General features: G+C 46.8%; 22 protein-coding genes. 15 read left to right on the top strand and 7 right to left on the bottom strand.

Going from position 1 to position 19,038, the window contains the following annotated elements:
* The first annotated feature begins 3 nt into the window (after positions 1-3).
* From thpR to D3D03_RS08425, 4 genes are read left to right on the top strand one after another with little or no spacing between them, the layout of a single operon-like run.
* A complete protein-coding gene (thpR, locus tag D3D03_RS08440) occupies positions 4-519 on the top strand; it encodes an RNA 2',3'-cyclic phosphodiesterase (RefSeq protein WP_119923324.1) in 516 nt (171 codons plus the stop codon).
* 9 nt (positions 520-528) lie between these two features.
* Positions 529-1,395 (top strand): hypothetical protein, encoded by an 867-nt coding sequence (locus D3D03_RS08435; RefSeq protein ID WP_119923323.1) that lies wholly within the window; start codon positions 529-531, stop codon positions 1,393-1,395.
* Between the two features lie 39 nt (positions 1,396-1,434).
* Positions 1,435-3,594 (top strand): type I pullulanase, encoded by a 2,160-nt coding sequence (pulA, locus tag D3D03_RS08430; RefSeq protein WP_119923322.1) that lies wholly within the window; start codon positions 1,435-1,437, stop codon positions 3,592-3,594.
* Between the two features lie 51 nt (positions 3,595-3,645).
* On the top strand, positions 3,646-4,446 hold the full coding sequence (locus D3D03_RS08425) for a phosphotransferase family protein (protein ID WP_026832289.1): 801 nt from the start codon (positions 3,646-3,648) through the stop codon (positions 4,444-4,446).
* A 75-nt stretch (positions 4,447-4,521) separates the two neighbouring features.
* Here the strand turns inward: D3D03_RS08425 and budA are convergent, their stop codons facing one another.
* The 3 genes from budA to cydS form a co-directional block, all read right to left on the bottom strand.
* Positions 4,522-5,235: an acetolactate decarboxylase gene (gene budA, locus D3D03_RS08420; RefSeq protein WP_119923321.1), complete on the bottom strand. Its 714-nt coding sequence runs from the start codon at positions 5,233-5,235 to the stop codon at positions 4,522-4,524.
* Between the two features lie 15 nt (positions 5,236-5,250).
* The gene (gene alsS, locus D3D03_RS08415; protein ID WP_119923320.1) at positions 5,251-6,945 is read right to left on the bottom strand and encodes an acetolactate synthase AlsS; all 1,695 of its coding nucleotides are present in this window, start codon (positions 6,943-6,945) and stop codon (positions 5,251-5,253) included.
* 164 nt (positions 6,946-7,109) lie between these two features.
* On the bottom strand, positions 7,110-7,211 hold the full coding sequence (cydS, locus tag D3D03_RS17030; protein WP_404274631.1) for a cytochrome bd oxidase small subunit CydS family protein: 102 nt from the start codon (positions 7,209-7,211) through the stop codon (positions 7,110-7,112).
* A gap of 176 nt (positions 7,212-7,387) precedes the next feature.
* On the opposite strand from cydS, the gene trmB reads away from it, so the two are divergent.
* Positions 7,388-8,029 carry a tRNA (guanosine(46)-N7)-methyltransferase TrmB gene (gene trmB, locus D3D03_RS08410; protein WP_026832292.1) on the top strand — a complete coding sequence of 214 codons (642 nt, stop codon included), beginning with the start codon at positions 7,388-7,390 and terminating at the stop codon, positions 8,027-8,029.
* Positions 8,030-8,144: 115 nt separating this feature from the next.
* A complete protein-coding gene (locus tag D3D03_RS08405) occupies positions 8,145-8,660 on the top strand; it encodes a hypothetical protein (protein ID WP_026832293.1) in 516 nt (171 codons plus the stop codon).
* A 58-nt stretch (positions 8,661-8,718) separates the two neighbouring features.
* On the opposite strand, the gene D3D03_RS08400 is transcribed toward D3D03_RS08405, so the two are convergent.
* Positions 8,719-9,075 (bottom strand): DUF1304 domain-containing protein, encoded by a 357-nt coding sequence (locus D3D03_RS08400; RefSeq protein WP_026832294.1) that lies wholly within the window; start codon positions 9,073-9,075, stop codon positions 8,719-8,721.
* A gap of 60 nt (positions 9,076-9,135) precedes the next feature.
* Complete coding sequence (locus tag D3D03_RS08395; protein WP_012371126.1) at positions 9,136-9,438, bottom strand: PepSY domain-containing protein; 303 nt, start codon at positions 9,436-9,438, stop codon at positions 9,136-9,138.
* A 120-nt stretch (positions 9,439-9,558) separates the two neighbouring features.
* Here D3D03_RS08395 and D3D03_RS08390 point away from each other — a divergent pair, with 120 nt between their 5' ends.
* A complete protein-coding gene (locus D3D03_RS08390) occupies positions 9,559-10,629 on the top strand; it encodes a M42 family metallopeptidase (protein WP_119923319.1) in 1,071 nt (356 codons plus the stop codon).
* A 147-nt stretch (positions 10,630-10,776) separates the two neighbouring features.
* On the top strand, positions 10,777-11,790 hold the full coding sequence (locus D3D03_RS08385) for a PTS sugar transporter subunit IIC (RefSeq protein ID WP_119923318.1): 1,014 nt from the start codon (positions 10,777-10,779) through the stop codon (positions 11,788-11,790).
* 126 nt (positions 11,791-11,916) lie between these two features.
* On the opposite strand, the gene D3D03_RS08380 is transcribed toward D3D03_RS08385, so the two are convergent.
* Complete coding sequence (locus tag D3D03_RS08380) at positions 11,917-12,207, bottom strand: hypothetical protein (RefSeq protein WP_119923317.1); 291 nt, start codon at positions 12,205-12,207, stop codon at positions 11,917-11,919.
* A gap of 126 nt (positions 12,208-12,333) precedes the next feature.
* Between D3D03_RS08380 and D3D03_RS08375 the strand changes: the two genes are divergently transcribed.
* The 7 genes from D3D03_RS08375 (at position 12,334) to D3D03_RS08345 (ending at position 17,760) form a co-directional block, all read left to right on the top strand.
* Complete coding sequence (locus D3D03_RS08375) at positions 12,334-12,642, top strand: thioredoxin family protein (protein WP_026832298.1); 309 nt, start codon at positions 12,334-12,336, stop codon at positions 12,640-12,642.
* A gap of 54 nt (positions 12,643-12,696) precedes the next feature.
* Positions 12,697-13,494: a DUF1444 domain-containing protein gene (locus D3D03_RS08370; protein ID WP_026832299.1), complete on the top strand. Its 798-nt coding sequence runs from the start codon at positions 12,697-12,699 to the stop codon at positions 13,492-13,494.
* Positions 13,495-13,547: 53 nt separating this feature from the next.
* On the top strand, positions 13,548-14,156 hold the full coding sequence (gene ytpR / locus D3D03_RS08365; protein WP_026832300.1) for a YtpR family tRNA-binding protein: 609 nt from the start codon (positions 13,548-13,550) through the stop codon (positions 14,154-14,156).
* A 37-nt stretch (positions 14,157-14,193) separates the two neighbouring features.
* On the top strand, positions 14,194-15,126 hold the full coding sequence (locus D3D03_RS08360) for a hypothetical protein (protein ID WP_119923316.1): 933 nt from the start codon (positions 14,194-14,196) through the stop codon (positions 15,124-15,126).
* 78 nt (positions 15,127-15,204) lie between these two features.
* Positions 15,205-16,500, top strand: coding sequence for a UDP-N-acetylmuramate--L-alanine ligase (murC, locus tag D3D03_RS08355; RefSeq protein ID WP_026832302.1), 1,296 nt, complete (start codon positions 15,205-15,207; stop codon positions 16,498-16,500).
* 174 nt (positions 16,501-16,674) lie between these two features.
* The gene (locus D3D03_RS08350) at positions 16,675-17,187 is read left to right on the top strand and encodes a DUF5698 domain-containing protein (protein WP_119923315.1); all 513 of its coding nucleotides are present in this window, start codon (positions 16,675-16,677) and stop codon (positions 17,185-17,187) included.
* 132 nt (positions 17,188-17,319) lie between these two features.
* Positions 17,320-17,760: a Dps family protein gene (locus D3D03_RS08345; RefSeq protein ID WP_026832304.1), complete on the top strand. Its 441-nt coding sequence runs from the start codon at positions 17,320-17,322 to the stop codon at positions 17,758-17,760.
* Between the two features lie 57 nt (positions 17,761-17,817).
* On the opposite strand, the gene D3D03_RS08340 is transcribed toward D3D03_RS08345, so the two are convergent.
* On the bottom strand, positions 17,818-18,930 hold the full coding sequence (locus D3D03_RS08340) for an aminopeptidase (protein ID WP_026832305.1): 1,113 nt from the start codon (positions 18,928-18,930) through the stop codon (positions 17,818-17,820).
* Positions 18,931-19,038: the final 108 nt, after the last annotated feature.

Raw genomic sequence — 19,038 nt, 5'->3', positions numbered from 1 at the left:
CGCGTGGAACAACATTATTTCATTGCTCTTTCGACAGCGGACGAAACGCTGACACAGTATGCGTCCGCATTAAAATTGCATGATTACTACAAGACGGTGTACGAACCGGATGAATATCATCTGACCCTTCGATTTTTGGGTGCACTGACAGAGTCAGAGCTACTGAATTGGCGACAACGTCTGGCAGAAATCGCTCAAACGATTTCTCCTTTTACATTAGAAGTGGATCATCTCGAACGGTTTGGTCTGGCGGAACGACCTCGTGTGTTTGCCGTTGGTCCGCGGCGTGAAGAAACGTTAGTTCAACTCGCGGCTCAACTGGATCCCGAGCCTTCTAAACCGTTTGTTCCGCACATCACCCTGGCGAAAAAGTGGAATCAAGAAGTGTCCCTGCTTCCACCGGAACAAACTCCTTCTTTCAGCATATCCGTGAAAGAAATCGTTCTCTATAAAATTTGCCCCGCCGATCGACCGCGTTATCAGGCTGATACACGGTTTCGAATCGGGAAGAAACAATGAGGTGACACGATGGCATTATTGATGAAACTGTATGATTTGGAAAGCCGCTATGAACGAAATCCATTGGAAGTTTCAAAACGTTTTAAGGAACAACAGATTGTGGATCATGCAAACGTCTTAAAAAAATGGGAGACCGGTGAACTGTTTCCGGGTGAAACCATCGTCCGTCCTAAGAAATGGTGGCAACCCTTTAAAAAAGCGGAAGTGTTTCAAGTCCCCGGAAAACAAATTTCAAAGTCGGCTTTTGAGAAATGGTATAAAAAACGAGTGGAAGTCCAAAAGCTGATTTATGTCGCCGGTGGTGCGACGGAAGAAGACATTTGGCGGTTACCGTTAAGACGGCATCTGGATTTTTATCAAATGCTGCATCTGCTGAATGATCAGTACGGAATGTTTTATCGTGCCGTCATTTATTATCAGCAAGGTGAAGTCGAACTCAGTCCCTTTATCGTCGGTCCGTCGGCAATCTATGTGCTCGATTGGCTGGACGGGGAAGAAAGTATCTATCATATCAAACGAAGCAAACTTTGGCGGGAACAGCCTTTTAAAGCCTCTCCGAAAAATATCGTCAACCCGTTGATCAGCTTGAAACGGACGGAAGATGTCCTGCGAACGATTCTTGGGGTGGACTTTATGTTACCGATCGAACGCGTCGTCATCGCTTCGCAAGGGTACTTTGATCAAATCCCGAAGGAAACGACAACGACCTATGTCAGTAAAGTGGATTTCACGGAGTGGTTGCGGAAAATGAACGCGTCCGCGCCGCACACAAAAGCGTTTCAAATGCGGGTCTGTGAACAAATATTAAAGGAAACGGCGTCCATTACTTTTCAGATGGCACTTAACAGTCAGGAAAACGAACGGATTCGGGAATGAGGAGGGAAGCGACAAGATCGCCGATTGTCGCGCGAACAGATGATAAACAGTGAATCGGGAACACAACAAATCAAACTCATCTCAGCCGAGTTCATGACATTTCAAACCATCTCGATGGAGACGACGACATGGTTTTCGCAAGAAGACTTTGTTTTGATATCCGACGGACAGCCGATCGACTACCAAATCAGCAATCAGGAAGAACGGGACGGGCGCGTCACATTGACACTGATGCTTGATCGTTCCGTTGACATAGAGCGTTGTTATGAAGTTGTATTTATGAATCAGGAGCGGTACCGTGTCCTTCCGAGTCGAATCGTCCGAACGTTGTTATTTGACAGCAGATACAGTTACGAAGGTCCTTTAGGGTTGGTCATGCAGAAAGAAACCATGACATTGCATGTCTGGTCGCCGCTGGCAGAACAGATTGAGTGTGTTCTGTACACGCCGGAAGAAGAAGAACTGGAAACAATTGAGCTGGTTCGAGCAGAGCGGGGCGTACACCGTTTAGTGTTGCCGCGTCAACGCGAACATTGCTTGTACCGTTACCGCGTCACGACGTACCTCGGAACGACGGAAATCGTCGATCCTTATGCCAAAGCAATCAGTGTCAACGGACGTTTTGGCGTGTTGCTTGATGTAGAACATGAAATTCGACAACGTTTTCCTAAACGACAAAAGCGACCGATCCTGATCAAACCGACGGATGCGATTGTTTATGAAGCTCATATTCGCGATTTTACGATTGATCCGTCGTCAGGTTCAACGCACCCGGGACAATATGTAGGGGTCTCGGAGTCGGGAACTGTTTCGCCGGAAGGGCGGATGACAGGACTGGATTATTTACTTGAGTTCGGCGTGACGCACATGCAATTGCTTCCGGTTCATTTCTTTTCAACGACAGAAGAAAAAAGCCGCCTTCCGTATAACTGGGGATATGATCCTGAGCAGTGGTTCGCACTGGCGGGAAGTTATGCGAGCGATCCGTCTGATCCTGCGGTCCGGATTTTAGAGTACGTCGAGATGATCGAGCGATTGCATGCGGCAGGAATTCGGGTGACGTTTGATGTCGTCATGAATCACGTGTACATCCGTGAACGATCGGCACTGGAACACCTGGTGCCGGGTTATTATTTCCGGTATGAACTGGACGGTACGCTCGCGAACGGGACGGGCGTCGGAAACGATACAGCATCGGAGCGCTTTATGATGAGGCGACTGATCGTAGACTGTTTGACGTACTTCGCTGAAGTCTTCCGGATTGATGCCTTCCGATTTGATTTGATGGGGATTCACGACATCGAAACGATGAATGCCGTTCGTTCTGCACTGGATGTCATTGATCCGACCATTCTCGTATACGGAGAAGGATGGGATTTGGCGACGCCGTTGCCGTATCGTCAAAAAGCAATCAGTTCCTTGGCGTCACAGATGCCGGGTATTGCCCATTTTAACGATGTCTTCCGTGATGCTTTAAAGGGATCGACATTTAGCGAAACCGATCGGGGATTCATCTCCGGTGACGGTTGGCGGGAAGGGGAGGTTCGAAACGGGATGGCGGGCAGTGTCACGATTGACCACCAGACAGACGGGCGTTTTCCGGAACCAACCTATTCGATCAATTACGTTGAGGCGCACGATAACCATACGTTGTATGACAAATTGCTCCTTTCAAGACCGGATCTCGAGGAAACGACCCGTTTGCGGATGAGTCGACTTGCCCAAACGATCATTTTTCTATCAGCGGGGATTCCGTTTATTCATGCCGGACAGGAGTTCGGACGGACCAAACAAGGGGTCGAGAACAGCTACAATGCCCCGGATGCCATCAATCGACTGGACTGGACGTTACGCGACAAGCATTTTGAAATGGTCGAGTACCTCAAAAACATCCTACAAATCCGCCGGATGCATGGTGGGTTCCGCCTTCATCGCGCCAATCAAATTCAAGAACTGTTTCATTTCTTGCCGATGCGTCCGGGTGTCATCGCCTACGAAGTGGAAGCGGTCCATTCCTATGATGCCTGGCAACGGACGTTGGTCGTACACAATGTGACGATGGAGCCGGTTGAGGTGGCACTCGATCACAGCAGGTGGAACGTACATGTTCAGGGTGACTATGCCTCCGTCACACCGATTGAGAAAGGTGTAGCGCAGATCACGGTCCTTCCGTTGTCAACAACGATCGCAACATGTTAAGATAAACTTTGTGCCCTCAGGCAAATCTACTAAAAAGTTGAGCGGATTATAATGGAATTAGATATTTTAGATGCGCTTGGCGAAGGCTGGACCCTTACGCCAGCAGGTGGAATCACGGGAGAAGCCTACATCGCTTCGACCGGCCAATCGAAACTCTTTTTAAAACGAAACTCCTCGCCTTTTCTGGCGATTTTATCAGCGGACGGCATCGTACCGAAGCTGCTTTGGACAAAACGAATTTACAGCGGCGATGTCATCAGCGCGCAACAATTCATCGAAGGACAGGAACTTGAGCCGGAGATGATGGAACGACCGGAAGTCGCCCGATTGCTCGGTAAGATTCATGATTCCAAAGAGTTGCTGTTTATGTTGCAACAACTGGATCAACGACCAATCGAGCCGGATGAACTGTTGCGGCAGTGTCGTTTATACTTCCAACCAAACGATCTCGCACAACCGCAACTCATTGAGCAGGCGATCGATTATTTATCCGATCAGTTGCCATACGTCAGAACGGATGAACAAGTCGTCTGCCACTCGGATTTGAACCATAACAATTGGTTAATCGGGACAGATGGTCATTTGTATCTAAATGATTGGGATGATGCCATCATCGCCGACCGGGCGTATGATCTCGGAATGATGTTGTACAGTTATGTGGATGAGGAATTTTGGCCGGAATGGTTCGCAAGTTACGGTCATCCCCTAACGGCTGAATTAAAACAACGGATGCACTGGTACGTTGTTGCCCAAGCCGTGTTGTCGATTTATTGGTATGAAGATACGGCTCATCCTGATGCTGAAGACAGTTATCTTTTTTTAGAACAGTTACTTGAACCGGATCAAGGATGAGTATTGATTGACTCTTTTTGGACCGGATCACGAAAAAACGTGTGGACACAACATCACTGTGTCCACACGTTTTTTTTAGCCTTCTGCAATTTTGATTTCTTGTTCGATATCGTGACTTTCGAGATCCGCCTCGCGGTAAGCAGTTGTCGTCGGCAGCCGAAGGTCGAGCCGTGGTTTCTCCTCGAACGTGACCGTCACGCGATTGACCGTATAGTCAAACACGTGGCCGCCGCCACTTCGTTCCTTGTCGATGAAGTGAAGGTGATAACCGGCGACGGCGATACCGTGACCAAACCGGGGTGTGTAATAGCCGGCCAGTGTGCCTTCCGTCTGCTCGAACGTCCGGGCGCTTTGCGTGGCCACGGCTTCCGTAATCGGACGGAATGGTTTTTCTTGGCGGGCGACAGTCCGTGTCTTGACTTCACTGAACTGTCCTTCGATCCGGACAGCATAAAAACTGTTGATTGTACCGAGTTGTTCACTCAACCACTGTTCAAAATCCTGTTTTGTCATTTCCTGATTGACGGACAGTGTCTGTTCCGGCGTGAACCGTGTCAGTGAACAAAAGGGAGTGGTCGTCTCCGGATCAAGAGGACGTGCGCTGCCGTCCGACCGGAGTTGATAGAAGGAACCGTCAAAACCAATCATTTCACCATCGAGGTGATCAAACGTTCCGATTCCAAAGTCGTGTCCTTCGAGAATGGAGGCATAACTCGTTTCGCTCTCAAAAACACCATCGAGCAAGGCCATCATCGTCGAGATTTGAAGTAAGGTGTCCTCACGCTGCATCGTATCCATCTCCTATCAGTTGAGTTGATCCAAGTGTACTTCTTTACCGAGTGTAATGTTATCGCTGTAATCGATTGGAACATCAACGATGACCGGACCTTCTGTTTGCCACGCTTCTTCCATGACGGCGATGAGTTCAGACGGATGATTGACACGCAAGCCTTTTGCACCAAAGCTTTCAGCATATTTCACAAGATCCACTTCACCGAACGACGTGCCGGATTTTCGTTTGTATTTCATCTCTTGTTGGAAAGCCACCATGTCAAAGCCGCTGTCGCGCCAAACGAAATGGACGAGCGGGGCATTCAACCGGACGGCTGTCTCAAGCTCCATCGCTGAGAAGAGGAAACCACCATCACCTGAGATCGAGACGGCTTTTTTACCTGGACGAACCAGTGTTGCGGCAATCGCCCAAGGCAATGCGACACCTAACGTCTGCATCCCGTTACTGAACAGTAAGTGACGTGGTTCGTAAGACCGGAAATGACGTGCCATCCAGATGTAGTGCGAACCGACGTCGACCGTAACCGTCACATCGTCAGCGATTTGTTCCCGTAAGGTTTTCATGAAGTAGAGCGGATGCGTTAACGGTGAATCCTTGACGATCGGTGGGATGTCCCGCTCTTCGAGACGTTGTTGTAAACCGCGTAAAAATTCCGTCGAACCGGTTGGCAGGCTCAGCGGATTGAGTCGATCAGCCAATGCGTCGATGGTTGCAGCGACATCCCCGACGAGTTCACGGTCCGGACGATAGAAATGATCGATTTCAGCCCGCATTTGATCCAAGTGAATCAAAGTCCGTTCGTGGGACGGTTGATTCCAGAACTTCGGATCGTAACCGATCGGGTCATATCCAACGGCTAACACGAGATCGGCTTCGGCGAGCAAGGCATCTCCCGGTTGATTGCGGAACAAACCGACACGTCCATAAAAATTCGATTCGAGCTCCCGTGACAATGTTCCGGCTGCCTGGAACGTCTGGACGACCGGAATCGAAACGCGTTTCAACAGCGCACGGATAGCTTGAACGACATGAGGTTGACTGGAACGCATGCCGAGTAACAAGACGGGTAATTGTGCTTTTTCAATCAGATTTGCTGTCTCGTTGATCCATTCTTCGGGTGCGATGCCGAGTTTTGGTGTTGGGACTGCTTTAAAGGAAGTGACGTTTGATTCACTGAGACCAACGTCTTGCGGAATGCTGACGAAAGCAGCGCCGGATGTTGTTTCGGCAGTTCGGAATGCATTCGAAAGGACTTCCGGGATGTTGTCTGCATCTTGAACTTCGGCACTGAAATTCGTGATTGGTGTGAAGAGAGCTTGATTGTCCATCGATTGATGGGTCCGTTTCAAACGATCGGCACGCGTCACGGCACCGGCAATCGCGACAACGGGGTCACCTTCCGAATTGGCCGTCACTAGACCGGTTGCGAGGTTCGAAGCCCCTGGACCGGAAGTTACGAGGACCACACCCGGTTTATCAGTCAAGCGGCCGATGGCTTGTGCCATGAAGGCGGCGTTTTGTTCGTGGCGTGCGACAATCAATTCTGGTCCGCGATCTTGCAGGACGTTGAAGACGGAGTCAATCTTTGCTCCCGGGATACCAAAAACATAGTCGACCCCTTGTTCAATCAGTGTGTCAACGACTAAATCGGCACCTGTTTTCTTCTGTACTAGAATTTCTTTTTCGCTGTTTTGTTTTTCTGTCATTACAATTCTCCTTCTTTACCAATAGTTTTGGTTGTTCGATAGCTGTAATAAAAAAACTGTTTCACAGGAATTATACAACTGTTTTAGTGATAATCCAAGGTGAATCGTTCAGAAAGTAAAAAAGACACCTTGTGATGAACACAAGATGTCTGATCCGGTATCGGTTATTCTGCGTTGACTTTACCAAACGTCGCCCAGACGAAGAGGGCGGTTACCCCCATGACGAGAACGATCGGAGAAGCCCAAGTAATTAAGAAGTCATCCAACATTAAAACCTCCTTTTAGGAACCTTTGTACTGTAAGTGTAGTAGATTGCTCAGTCATTCTCAAGTGACGATCTGCTGAACTTTCTTTTTGGTGTGAAACAAGAACATCTTATATATTTACCCAAATCATGATAAACTTATCTGCGGATAATTTAAGAATTGAAAGGATGAGCAGTATGCGTTTACGCCACAAACCGTGGGCACTGGATTATATGAAAGAACAATCCTCCATCTATATAGCAGACCCGTCGACATTAAAAGGCAATTGGTCGAACGAATTCAAGAATGACAATCCGATCTACATTGAGGTCGGTTCGGGAAAAGGGGCTTTCATCACCGGGATGGCCATCCAGTATCCGGACGTCAACTTCGTTGCCATTGAATTATTTGAAAGCGTCGCGGTCGCAATCGTTCAAAAATTGGTTGAAGAACCGCTTGCAAACGTTCGGGTTCTGACAGTTGATGCCAAAGATTTACGTGATTTCTTTGAAAAAGGTGAAGTCGCCCGCGTCTATCTGAACTTTTCGGATCCTTGGCCGAAATCGCGTCACGCGAAACGCCGCTTGACGTACAAAACGTTCCTTTCGACATACGAAGACATTTTACCGGATAAAGGACAGATTCATTTTAAGACGGATAACCGGAAATTATTTGAATCAAGTCTGATGACGATGTCTGCCTACGGGATGACGTTTGATTGGATGTCGCTTGATTTACATGCCAACGAGCCGGAAAATAACGTCAGAACGGAATACGAAGCACGATTCTCAGCACTTGGTCAACCGATTTATCGGATGGAAGCGACATACGATAATTAATTTAGACAAAAAGTTTTCTTATTTTCCTAGCATTTCTTTCACACTTTTTTCTTATTAATTGGTACAATGTTGTTGACTGAAGAACTGTATTTACAGGTAAAGGGGGAATTTGGGGATGTGGAAAAAAAGCTTAGCCTTCGTAACGGCACTCTTTTTCGCATTGAGTATCGGACAATCGGTATTCGCTGCGATTGATACGTCAGCTATGGAAAAAGCACTTGACGAGGATTTGAAGAGTACGCATTACGATTATAAAAAAGGTTCTGTAGAAGTTGAAGATCCAAAAACATTCACTGGTGAAAAAGGTGAACAGGTAATCGGCGGAATCGCTGTAATTGAAACGGTCCGTGATGGCATCTTTATTACAATTAAACGTGAGATCCATTTCTTTAACGCAGACAGCGGCAAATTACTTACGAGTGCAGATGCGGCTAAAATCGATGGCGTCAAAGGATACATCGACAGCAATTCCGATAACCTGCAACAAAAAGTAGTCTACTGGTTACCGATGTTACTGATGATCTTATTGATTGCTGTACCAGCTGTCATCTTGTATGTCGTCGTACCACGCTTGTATTCGACTACGGAATACATGAACCCGATCTATGAGCGCAATGACAATCCGCGTTGATCAAAACACAGCAAAACACCCGCTGTGAGCCAAGTGCTCGCATCGGGTGTTTTTTCATTTAACCAAACAAAACGAGTAAAAAAGCGATGATTGCAGGTAAACCTTGTTTCCAGAGAATCGAAAGGTTGGCTGTCGCAGCTCCGTAAAGCGCGGCAATGATGACGCAGGCGAGGAAAAACAGTTGAACGGCGGAAGAACCGAGAATTAATCCGAAAATCAAACCGGCGGCAAGAAAACCGTTGTACAATCCTTGATTGGCGAACAGCGTCTTGATGCGTGGATCCGAGGCGGCTTCTTTCGTTAAATTAAATGTGCGTAACGCGGGACGAGACGATAAGAAAAACATCTCGAGCGCCAGAATATAAAAGTGTTCTAATGCGACGATGAGTACAAAAATCGTGGCGAGCGTCTCCATTGGGAACTTCTCCTCCTCAAAAAAAGACCACACTTCGTCAATCGAAGCATGGTCCACTTATTATGCGTATTCGAGTAAAGCACCTGTTTCCGCATCAACTGTGAATTGATACGTCTTTTCGTCGTCACCTTCAAGGACCGAGATGCCACCTTTGTAGCTCTGGTAGTCACGTGACTCATATGCGTACGCCTCTGGTGTTGCAGAGATCCATGCACCTTGGACACGTCCTTTTGCTGAAAATGTGCGTTTCGTGATTTCGAGCGCTTCCTCGGCAGATAATTGTTTGTTGTCGACAGCCTTCTTGACTGCGAAAGCGGCAACGACAGCTGCTGCAAGACCGATAATCCAATAGCGTTTTTTCATTAAAATTCCCCTCCTTACAGGTTCTATTCCTACTGTACCAAATAAATCGTCCAGTGAGAAACAAAAGGTTAAGTGATTGAAGCAAAATTTTGTATAATGAATGAACAGGAGGCGATACATATGAATGAAAACACAAGAGAGTTGTTTCGAACATTAACGGAACTGAACGGTGCACCGGGCTTTGAACATGATGTCAGACGGTTCGTCAAAGAACGGATCACACCGGTGACGGATGAAATCGTGATGGATGGTCTGGGATCGATTTTTGGAAAACGGACAGGGCAGGCGGATGGTCCGAAGGTCATGGTTGCCGGTCACATGGACGAGGTGGCATTCATGGTGACGCAAATCACGAAAAACGGGATGCTCCGCATTCAACCGCTTGGTGGTTGGTGGAGTCAGGTCTTGCTCGCACAACGCTTCTCGATTTGTGGAGACAACGGCATCATTCCTGGCGTTATCGCGTCAACTCCGCCCCATCTGTTGACGGATGAGGTTCGGAATAAGCCGATGGCGATCAAAGACATGTTCATCGATGTCGGTGCAGATTCAAAAGAAGAAGCCGAGTCGTTTGGTATTCGTCCGGGTATTCCAGCGGTTCCGTTCTTCCCGTTCACTCCGATGGCGAACCCGAAGAAAATCATGGCTAAAGCATGGGACAACCGGTATGGTGTCGGAATGGCAATCGAGTTATTGGAGGAAACGACAGCATCGAATCATCCGAACGTCTTATTCTCAGGTGCAACGGTCCAAGAAGAAGTGGGATTACGCGGCGCCCAAACAGCAACGAACTTGATTGATCCTGACGTCGCCTTTGTCGTCGACGCGTCACCGGCAAATGATGCTTCAGGGGATAAAACGGAATTCGGACAGCTTGGACAAGGTCCGCTGTTGCGGATTAAGGACAGTGTCATGATCTTATCCAAAGAAATGACGGAGTATGTCTTGGATACAGCGGAATCAAACAACATTCCGTACCAATACTATGTTGGGGCAGGCGGAACGGACGGCGGAGTCATTCATCGTTCGAACAACGGCATCCCGACAACTGTCGTAGGTCTGCCGGCACGTTACATCCACACGCATGCATCGATCATGCATACGGATGATTATGATGCGGCCAAAGAGTTACTCAAAAAACTCGTGACACAGCTTGATGCAACGACACTGGCTACTTTACAAGTGAAGTAAGGAGAGACTGAAGAGGGATTTCGAAGTTCCTCTTCGGTTTTTTATTGGACTTTTAGTTGTCTTGTCAGATGATGAACAATTGTATGATCTTTTTTCTGGATGGTTTGTTATAATGAATTTGATTTTAATTCAGAAGGAAGTGGCATTTTGTTAAAACAGAAAAATATCTTACTCAGCCCGAAAATATACTTCATCACGGTTTTGAGCTATATGGCGTTAGGACTCTTCAGTTCATTGATCATGGGACTAATTTTAAAAACGATAGGTGAAGGGTTGATCACAAACGGAGTCAATGCATCGTTTTTAGTTACCGTCGGAGAGCAAGCCATTGCGTTGACCGGACCGGCGATCGGCGTAGCAGTGGCATTTGCATTAGAAGCGCCGCCACTCGTCCTGTTTTCAGCGGTTGCCGTCGGCGCCTTTGGATATGAAGCCGGAGGTCCGGCCGGCAGTTATGTAGCAGCAGTCATCGCGACTGAAATCGGTAAATTGATTTCAAAAACGACGCGGCTCGATATCATTTTGACACCGTTCGTGACCTTGGTGATTGGTTTTGTAAGTGGAAAGTACGTCGGGGCCTGGATCGGAACGTTGATGACGGATTTAGGAGAGGTCATCCGTTGGGGGACAGAACGGGAACCGCTGATCATGGGGATTTTTGTGGCGACCGTGATGGGTCTGGCATTGACGGCCCCGATCTCAAGTGCTGCACTTGGCATCATGCTAGGACTTGACGGGCTGGCGGCAGGAGCGGCGACGATTGGATGTGCCGCCCAGATGATTGGTTTTGGTGTCATCAGTTACCGGGATAATGGGATTGGCGGATTCATTGCACAAGGGATTGGAACATCGATGTTACAGGTCGGGAATATCATCCGGAATCCCTGGACGATAGTTCCGCCGACACTTGCGGGGGCACTGCTCGCTCCTTTTGCAACGGTCTTGTTGACGCTTGAAAGTAACCCGGAAGGATCCGGCATGGGAACGAGTGGACTCGTCGGTCCGTTGATGATGCTGAAAACGATGGGGTTCGAGGCAGAATATTATTTAGCCGTTTTCGTCTTATGTTTCTTGGCACCGGCTTTGATCAGTTATTTGATTTACCGAGCACTTCACCGCATGGGGCGGATTAAAGATGGAGACTTAAAGATCGAGTACTAAAAACGAAATGCCCATCGGTGTTGAAAACAAAAAAGAAGCAGTGGACAAGTCCGCTGCTTCTTTTTTGTGGAGAAAAAGATTTCGTTGTGTCAACCTTCATTTTGTACAAAATATGATTCTGGTGTTCTAAAGAGAAAAACCAAACGAACTGGAGTAAAAGCTCGTAAAGAAGACATACAAGTAGAGTACATAAAGAGGAAGCAAGTAGCGCATCCGAACGATTGGCAATTTTCGGGCAAGACGTTTACCGACGGCTTCAAGCAACATGATGAGCGCAAAACCGACGACCAGCAACATCAGAATCTGCAGTAAGCTCCGCTCAGAATCAATAAATGAATACCCGTACCGGAGGCAACTCGTCATACCAACAAAACCGACGAATCGTTCAAAGGGATGTTTGATGGGTTGATCAGTCATAATGATTTCCTTTCGAGACATTTTCTAGTTGCAGTATAGCAAACGGAGCACGAAAACGCACAGAAACATTCGAATATGCTATGATGAAGCCAATGAAAACAGCTTGTACTAAAGGAGTCGATAGGGATGAAGAAGTTAGAATCCAAACAACAGTTTGATGAAGCAAAACAAGGAAAGGCAGTCTTTTTATTCTCCGCCAACTGGTGTCCTGATTGCCGGTTTTTAGATCCGTTCATGCCGGAGATGGAAAGCACGTTCAACGAATTCGATTTTTATTACGTCGATCGTGACGAGCACATTGAAATTGCCCAGGAAATGGACATCTTCGGGATTCCGAGTTTCGTGGCTTACCGCGATAATGCGGAAACAGGTCGTTATGTCGGGAAAGAACGAAAAACACCGGAGCAAGTCACGGCATTTTTAGAAACAGTCTGACATCAAAGCGAGCGCTGTCTCGCTTTTTTTAATAGGAAAGGATGAAAAAGAGCCATGGAACTACAACAAATTCGTCGGATGGTGACGGAAGCATTCGAAACATCACGCTACAGCACGTATTTTGATCGTGAAAAATCGGTATTGCGCATCGAACGGAAACAGGACCGGACAGGTGTCGATTTAGGTCTGAATCCATTGGTCGCAAAAGCGAAGCGACGTGGTGTGATTGCAGTCGAAGAAACGATTGAATACATCAAAGCGGTCTTGGAACAAACGGAATCGGTCTCATTAACCGGACACGAACAGCAGGTTTTCCCGGTCATCCGTGCGAAATCCTTTGCCGATGAGACAAAAGATGGAAAGAAAATCATCAGTACACCGCACACGGGGGAAACAAAAATCATGTATGCCCTTGATCTGGGTGCCACGTATCGTCTGATTGATGAAGAATTGTTAGCGCAGGCCGGATGGACGGCGGAACATTTGTCTGAAGCAGCCCGCTTTAACTTGAAGACACTCGAAGCCCCTTTTAAGACAGACGAAGTGGCGGGGAACGTATTTTATTTCTTGAGCACGGGTGATGGTTACGAGGCGAGCCGGGTCTTGAACAAACAGTTGTTAAGCGATTATGCTGAGCGTGTGACGGGTGAATTTGCAGTCGGAATTCCCCACCAAGATGTCTTGATTTTCGCTGATATTCGAAATGATGCCGGCTATGATGTATTGCAACAGTTGATGTTTGATTTCTTTACCAATGGACGTGTACCGGTCACGGCCCTCCCGTTCGTCTACGACGACGGAAATCTCGAACCGGTCTTTGTCCTTGCAAAAAACAAGCATCCGAAAAGTTAAATAATCTGCTACAATAGGCATTGTGAGAAAGTTTGAAGGGAGTCATGGATTGAATGAATGTTTTTTATAATAAAGAAGGTGTCGGTGACGTTTTAATGGTCATCTTAGCAGACGCTCCGCGCGCTGAAATCACAGCTGAACGAAAAGGACGTGTCGCGACGATTTTCCATGGCACAGACGTCATTGGTTACAATATTTTTGAAGCTTCGGAAAAGTTTGACCTGAGCACTGTTGGACCGGTTGATCTGACACCGGAACTCGTTCAAACGATCCAGGAAGTCTTGGCAGAAGAAGGGATTACATTCGTTGCGGATGACGTCGATTATTCACCGAAATTCGTCGTTGGATTCGTTGCTTCTGCTGAAAAACATCCGGACGCTGATAAATTATCGGTCTGTCAAGTCGATGTCGACGGAAACACGTTGCAAATCGTCTGTGGGGCACCGAATGTCGAAGCAGGACAAAAAGTGGTCGTGGCGAAGCCGGGCGCAGTTATGCCTTCAGGTTTGATCATTCGTCCGTCCGCACTGCGCGGAGTCGCCTCAAGCGGTATGCTCTGTTCGGCACGTGAACTCGGTCTCGCAGATGCACCGCAAGTCAAAGGGATTCTTGTGTTGGATGAAACAGCGCAAACAGGAGAGGCATTTTTAATCGGTCGATAATTCGACCGATTTTTTAACAAGATGGAGGGGTGAAGGAATGAGCAATCGTTATGAGCAGTCGTTAAAGGAACAGGCAGCACGAATTCGACGGGAATTAGCAGGCGAAAAAGAAACGAAGCCTGTTGAGCGTCCGAAAAAAGAAGAACGGGAAGATCGCTTCGTGTTGACGGATGTTCCATCGCCTATTTACGGATTCCAGCGACCTAAAAAGCAACGGTCGATCCAAGAAGAGGGAATTTCAGACGAATCAGAAGTTGAGGTTTCAAGTGAGCTTAAAGAGGAAAAAACGGAAGAGTCGCTTGTAGATGCTACGGATGAGACGAATGAAACATCAGAGATCGAGACGATGGAACAGACGGATTCGACTGAAGCGGATGCGGGTCTAGTCCCGACGACTGATTCTGATCTACTTGTTCCTGAACCAATCATCGAACAAGTGCCGGAAGAACGCGTAGAAGAAATGCAACCGGAAATCGTACATGTCGTCGCGACAGAAGAAAACGAAGTCCGTGTGGAAGAAGCAACGGATGAGACGAATGAAACATCAGAAATCGAGACGATGGAGCAGACGGATTCGACTGAAGCAGATGCCGGTCTGGTCCCGACGACTGATTCTGGTCTACTTGTTCCTGAACCGGTCATTGAACAAGTGCCGGAAAATCGTGTAGAAGAAATGCAACCGGAAATCGTACATGTCGCAGCGGCAGAAGAAAACGAACTCCGGTTGGAAGAAGACCGTGAATCAGAACCGGTATTCCAAACAACAGATGAAAATGCGGCGAACGTTTCCTTGACCACCATCGAAGAAACGCCAGAAAAACCGGCTGAAGAAACGGTGATCTCGCAAGCGGAACAGGTGTCGATCAAAAAGCCGGTCGGACCACCTGTAAACGTTGTGATGACAACAAAAGATTTAATGGCGATGTATCGTGCACGACGGGAACAAAATAATTTACATGGTAAAAAATAAGTCGGTTTGCTATAATGGTACAGGTTTTGTACCCAAGCCCGATGGTACGGACCGGAACGTGAATTGGAGGGCTCATATATGACAAATTATCATTTTGTTGGGATTAAAGGGACTGGCATGAGTGCACTTGCCCAAGTACTGCATGAAATGAATCATCAAGTACAAGGTTCTGATATTGAAAAGCATATTTTTACAGAAGACGCTTTACGGGCAAAAGGGATTCCATTTTTCCCGTTTAATGCGGACAACATTAAAGACGATCAAGTCATCATCCAAGGGAATGCTTTTGGGGATGATCATCCAGAAATTGCTCGGGCAAAGGAACTGGATTTAACAATTTATCACTACTATGATTTCTTAGGGTATTTGGCAAATGAATATCGTTCGGTTGCCATCACGGGCTCACACGGCAAGACATCGACGACAGGCTTGTTGTCACACGTCTTAAGTGGCATCACACCGACGGCATTCTTGATTGGTGACGGAACCGGTGCTGGTGTTGAGGACGCAAAGGCGTTTGTCTTTGAAGCGTGTGAATACAAACGACATTTCTTATACTACAAACCAGATTATGCGATCATGACGAACATCGATTTTGATCATTCGGATTACTTCACGGGCATTGACGATGTCGTATCGGCCTTCCAAGAGATGGCGTTGCAAGTCAAACAAGCAATCGTCGCTTGCGGTGATGATGAGCACCTTCAAAACATTCAGGCCAATGTGCCTGTCTTGTATTATGGTTTTGGAGAAAACAACGATTTCCGGGCAGAAAATGCAACATCAACTCCGGATGGTACATCGTTTGATGTTTATCTACGGGATGATTTCTACGGCACGTTCTTGATTCCTGGATTTGGACAACACCATGTGTTAAATGCGTTGTCTGTCATTGCAATCTGTCAGTACGAAGGATTAAGCAAAGAAGATGTTGCAGAGCGTCTTGCTTCGTTTGGTGGAGTCAAACGTCGTTTCAGTGAATCGAATTTCGGATCACAGATCTTGGTGGATGATTATGCCCATCACCCGAAAGAAATCAGCGCAACCATCGAATCCGCACGTAAGAAGTATCCGGATCGGGAAGTCATCGCGATTTTTCAACCGCATACGTATACACGCTTAAAATCATTCATGGATGATTTTGCGACATCACTGCGTGAAGCAGATGCCAGTTATTTGTGCGAAATCTTTGGATCAGCTCGCGAACAAGAAGGGCAAGTTCGTGTAGAAGATTTACAAGAAAAAGTGCCGGGGTCGGATATTCTGACACGGGACAACGTATCGATTTTAAGTAAACATGAGAATGCCGTATTGCTCTTCATGGGAGCAGGAGATATTCAAACGTATCAGAAGCAGTACGAAGGTACGAAGTGAATAAAAACAAGAAGAGATAGACGCTGACGAATTTCTGTCAGCGTCTTTTTTTGTCGGTTTCGTGAACCACAAAAAACCGGAGCGATTATTGATTAAAAAGTGGTTAATTTTTCATTGCATCTTGAATTGATTTTTGGAATAGTGGGTGTATGTTATTTAGAAAGGAAAGAGGTCATGGGACAGATTTTACTCATTTTATTATTACAACTGATTTACGTGCCTGTCTTGACGTTGCGGACGATCATGCTCGTCAAAGGAAGAACCGTCATTGCAGGGGCGCTAGGAACAGTTGAGACGTTGATTTATATCTTTGCACTGGGGGTCGTCTTCCGGGATTTGACGACGCTTGGGATGATCGTTTATGCACTCGGCTTCGGCTTCGGAATCTTGATCGGAGGATTTATTGAGCGGAAACTTGCCATTGGTTACAACATGATTCAAGTCCACACACAGGAATTTCCGGCTGAACTGATTCAAGTCATCCGCGATAATGGATTTGGTGTGACGCATTATCAGGGGCAAGGACGTGATGGAATCCGTTACCGACTGGATGTGCTCGCTGCACGGACACGGATGAAGGTCTTGCGGAATCTGGTGGAAGAATACGAACCAAAAGCCTTTTTAGTGGCGTTTGATTCCGTTGATTTTAAAGGCGGTTACATGTTAAAAGGATTAAAGCGTCCTTGATTCGACGTGGTTGAAGTAAAAAAAGTCAAAAGCCGTTCAACGAATCTCCTCTGAAATCATGTTTAACCTTTGTTATTTAAGGATAAAGATGATATAGAACAATACACAGTTTTGTGAGAGGAGAAATCGAAAATGATTAGTAATCATGCTAAAACTGCTTTAAATCAACAGGTAGCAAACTATGGTGTCCTATTCGTCAAACTTCATAATTATCACTGGTATATCAAAGGACCAGATTTCTTAACGTTGCACGTCAAACTGGAAGAACTGTACACATGGGTGTCCGAACAGTATGACGTCGTCGCTGAACGTCTGCTCATGAACAACGGAGCACCTTCTGCCACATTAAAGGAATACCTGGAACAAACGACGCTTGAAGAAGCAAAATCAGGTTTGTCGGCGGATGAGATGGTCGAATCGGTCATCAGTGACTTCCAACAAATCCGTAAGGAAATGCTGGATGCCATCGAGCATCTAGAAACACAAGATGTGACGGTAGAGGACGATTTATTGGCACAAGCCAAAGAAATCGAAAAACAAATTTGGATGTTGCGGGCAACGCTAAAAAAATAAGCCCGAAAAAAAACGGATGGCTACATCCTGAAACAGGAATGAGCCGTCCGTTTGTCCTTATTTAAGATTTTCTGGATTCAACACGTCGAGTTCAGGAAGAACGAACCGGCCATCTTTACGAATCAAGACATCATCGAACCAGATTTCGCCGCCGCCATAATCGGGGCGTTGGATGTTAACCAGGTCCCAATGGACAGAAGAATCATTCCCGTTATAGGCTTCTGCATAGGCTTGACCCGGTGTGAAATGGAAGCTGCCGTCAATCTTCTCATCGAACAAGATATCCTTCATCGGATGTTGGATGAACGGGTTGACACCAATCGCAAACTCACCCACATAGCGGGCACCGGCATCTGTGTCAAACACTTGATTGATGCGTTCCGTATCATTTGCCGTCGCTTCGACGATCTTTCCGTCTTTGAATGTCAACGTGACATTTTCGAACGTGAATCCTTGATACGGTGATGGTGTGTTGTATGCAATCGTTCCATTGATGGAATCCTTGACCGGAGCAGTAAAGACTTCACCGTCTGGGATGTTGGCATTACCGGCACATTTGATTGCCGGAATGTCCTTGATGGAGAACGATAAATCTGTTCCAGGACCAACGAGGCGGACGCGGTCTGTCCGATTCATCAAATCAACAAGCGGTGTCATCGCTTCGCCCATTTTGGCATAATCCAATGTACAAACGTCGAAATAGAAATCTTCGAAGGCTTCCGTCGATTGATTGGCCAGTTGCGCCATCGAAGCGGTCGGGAAACGCAGAACGACCCATTTCGTACCTTTGACACGATCTTCCGTATGCATTTTGCCTAACGTCTGGCCGTACAGTTTCATCTTGTCAGACGGCACATCAGACAATTCGTTGATGTTGTTTCCGGCACGTAAACCGATATAGGCATCCATTGCCTGCATTTGTTTTTGTTCCACATCCGCCATCAATTGAAGTTGATCTTCCGAAGCATTACGATACAACTTTCGTAAAATGCGGTTGTCTTTCAACAAAACGAACGGAAGACCCCCTGCTTCATAGGCCGCATCGACCAATGCTTCGACGAGTTCACGTTCGATTCCAAAATTTTCGATTAATACTTTTTCACCAGGAGCAAGTGCAACCGAATAATTTATTAAATTCGTTGCAAGTTGGGTAAGACGTGGATCACGCATAAAAAAGTTCCTCCTCAAATGATGTATGTAGGTTTCATTTATCATTGTAACGGAAATAAACCATTTGGAGTAGCAGGAACGACTGTGTCAACGTCGAACTATCAACAA

The organism is Exiguobacterium sp. RIT452, from assembly GCF_003598705.1.
GTDB lineage: Bacteria > Bacillota > Bacilli > Exiguobacteriales > Exiguobacteriaceae > Exiguobacterium_A > Exiguobacterium_A undae.
Note: the sequence above shows the minus strand (reverse complement) of the source record. Positions and strands in the feature narration are given on the sequence as shown.

Excerpts from the sequence above, each read along its gene's own strand:
- D3D03_RS08435 (WP_119923323.1), top strand. The coding sequence starts at position 529 with ATGGCATTATTGATGAAACTGTATGATTTGGAAAGCCGCTATGAACGA.
- pulA (WP_119923322.1), top strand. The coding sequence starts at position 1,435 with ATGATAAACAGTGAATCGGGAACACAACAAATCAAACTCATCTCAGCC.
- D3D03_RS08425 (WP_026832289.1), top strand. The coding sequence starts at position 3,646 with ATGGAATTAGATATTTTAGATGCGCTTGGCGAAGGCTGGACCCTTACG.
- budA (WP_119923321.1), bottom strand. The coding sequence starts at position 5,235 with ATGCAGCGTGAGGACACCTTACTTCAAATCTCGACGATGATGGCCTTG.
- alsS (WP_119923320.1), bottom strand. The coding sequence starts at position 6,945 with ATGACAGAAAAACAAAACAGCGAAAAAGAAATTCTAGTACAGAAGAAA.
- trmB (WP_026832292.1), top strand. The coding sequence starts at position 7,388 with ATGCGTTTACGCCACAAACCGTGGGCACTGGATTATATGAAAGAACAA.
- D3D03_RS08405 (WP_026832293.1), top strand. The coding sequence starts at position 8,145 with ATGTGGAAAAAAAGCTTAGCCTTCGTAACGGCACTCTTTTTCGCATTG.
- D3D03_RS08400 (WP_026832294.1), bottom strand. The coding sequence starts at position 9,075 with ATGGAGACGCTCGCCACGATTTTTGTACTCATCGTCGCATTAGAACAC.
- D3D03_RS08395 (WP_012371126.1), bottom strand. The coding sequence starts at position 9,438 with ATGAAAAAACGCTATTGGATTATCGGTCTTGCAGCAGCTGTCGTTGCC.
- D3D03_RS08390 (WP_119923319.1), top strand. The coding sequence starts at position 9,559 with ATGAATGAAAACACAAGAGAGTTGTTTCGAACATTAACGGAACTGAAC.
- D3D03_RS08380 (WP_119923317.1), bottom strand. The coding sequence starts at position 12,207 with ATGACTGATCAACCCATCAAACATCCCTTTGAACGATTCGTCGGTTTT.
- D3D03_RS08375 (WP_026832298.1), top strand. The coding sequence starts at position 12,334 with ATGAAGAAGTTAGAATCCAAACAACAGTTTGATGAAGCAAAACAAGGA.
- D3D03_RS08370 (WP_026832299.1), top strand. The coding sequence starts at position 12,697 with ATGGAACTACAACAAATTCGTCGGATGGTGACGGAAGCATTCGAAACA.
- ytpR (WP_026832300.1), top strand. The coding sequence starts at position 13,548 with ATGAATGTTTTTTATAATAAAGAAGGTGTCGGTGACGTTTTAATGGTC.
- D3D03_RS08360 (WP_119923316.1), top strand. The coding sequence starts at position 14,194 with ATGAGCAATCGTTATGAGCAGTCGTTAAAGGAACAGGCAGCACGAATT.
- murC (WP_026832302.1), top strand. The coding sequence starts at position 15,205 with ATGACAAATTATCATTTTGTTGGGATTAAAGGGACTGGCATGAGTGCA.
- D3D03_RS08350 (WP_119923315.1), top strand. The coding sequence starts at position 16,675 with ATGGGACAGATTTTACTCATTTTATTATTACAACTGATTTACGTGCCT.
- D3D03_RS08345 (WP_026832304.1), top strand. The coding sequence starts at position 17,320 with ATGATTAGTAATCATGCTAAAACTGCTTTAAATCAACAGGTAGCAAAC.
- D3D03_RS08340 (WP_026832305.1), bottom strand. The coding sequence starts at position 18,930 with ATGCGTGATCCACGTCTTACCCAACTTGCAACGAATTTAATAAATTAT.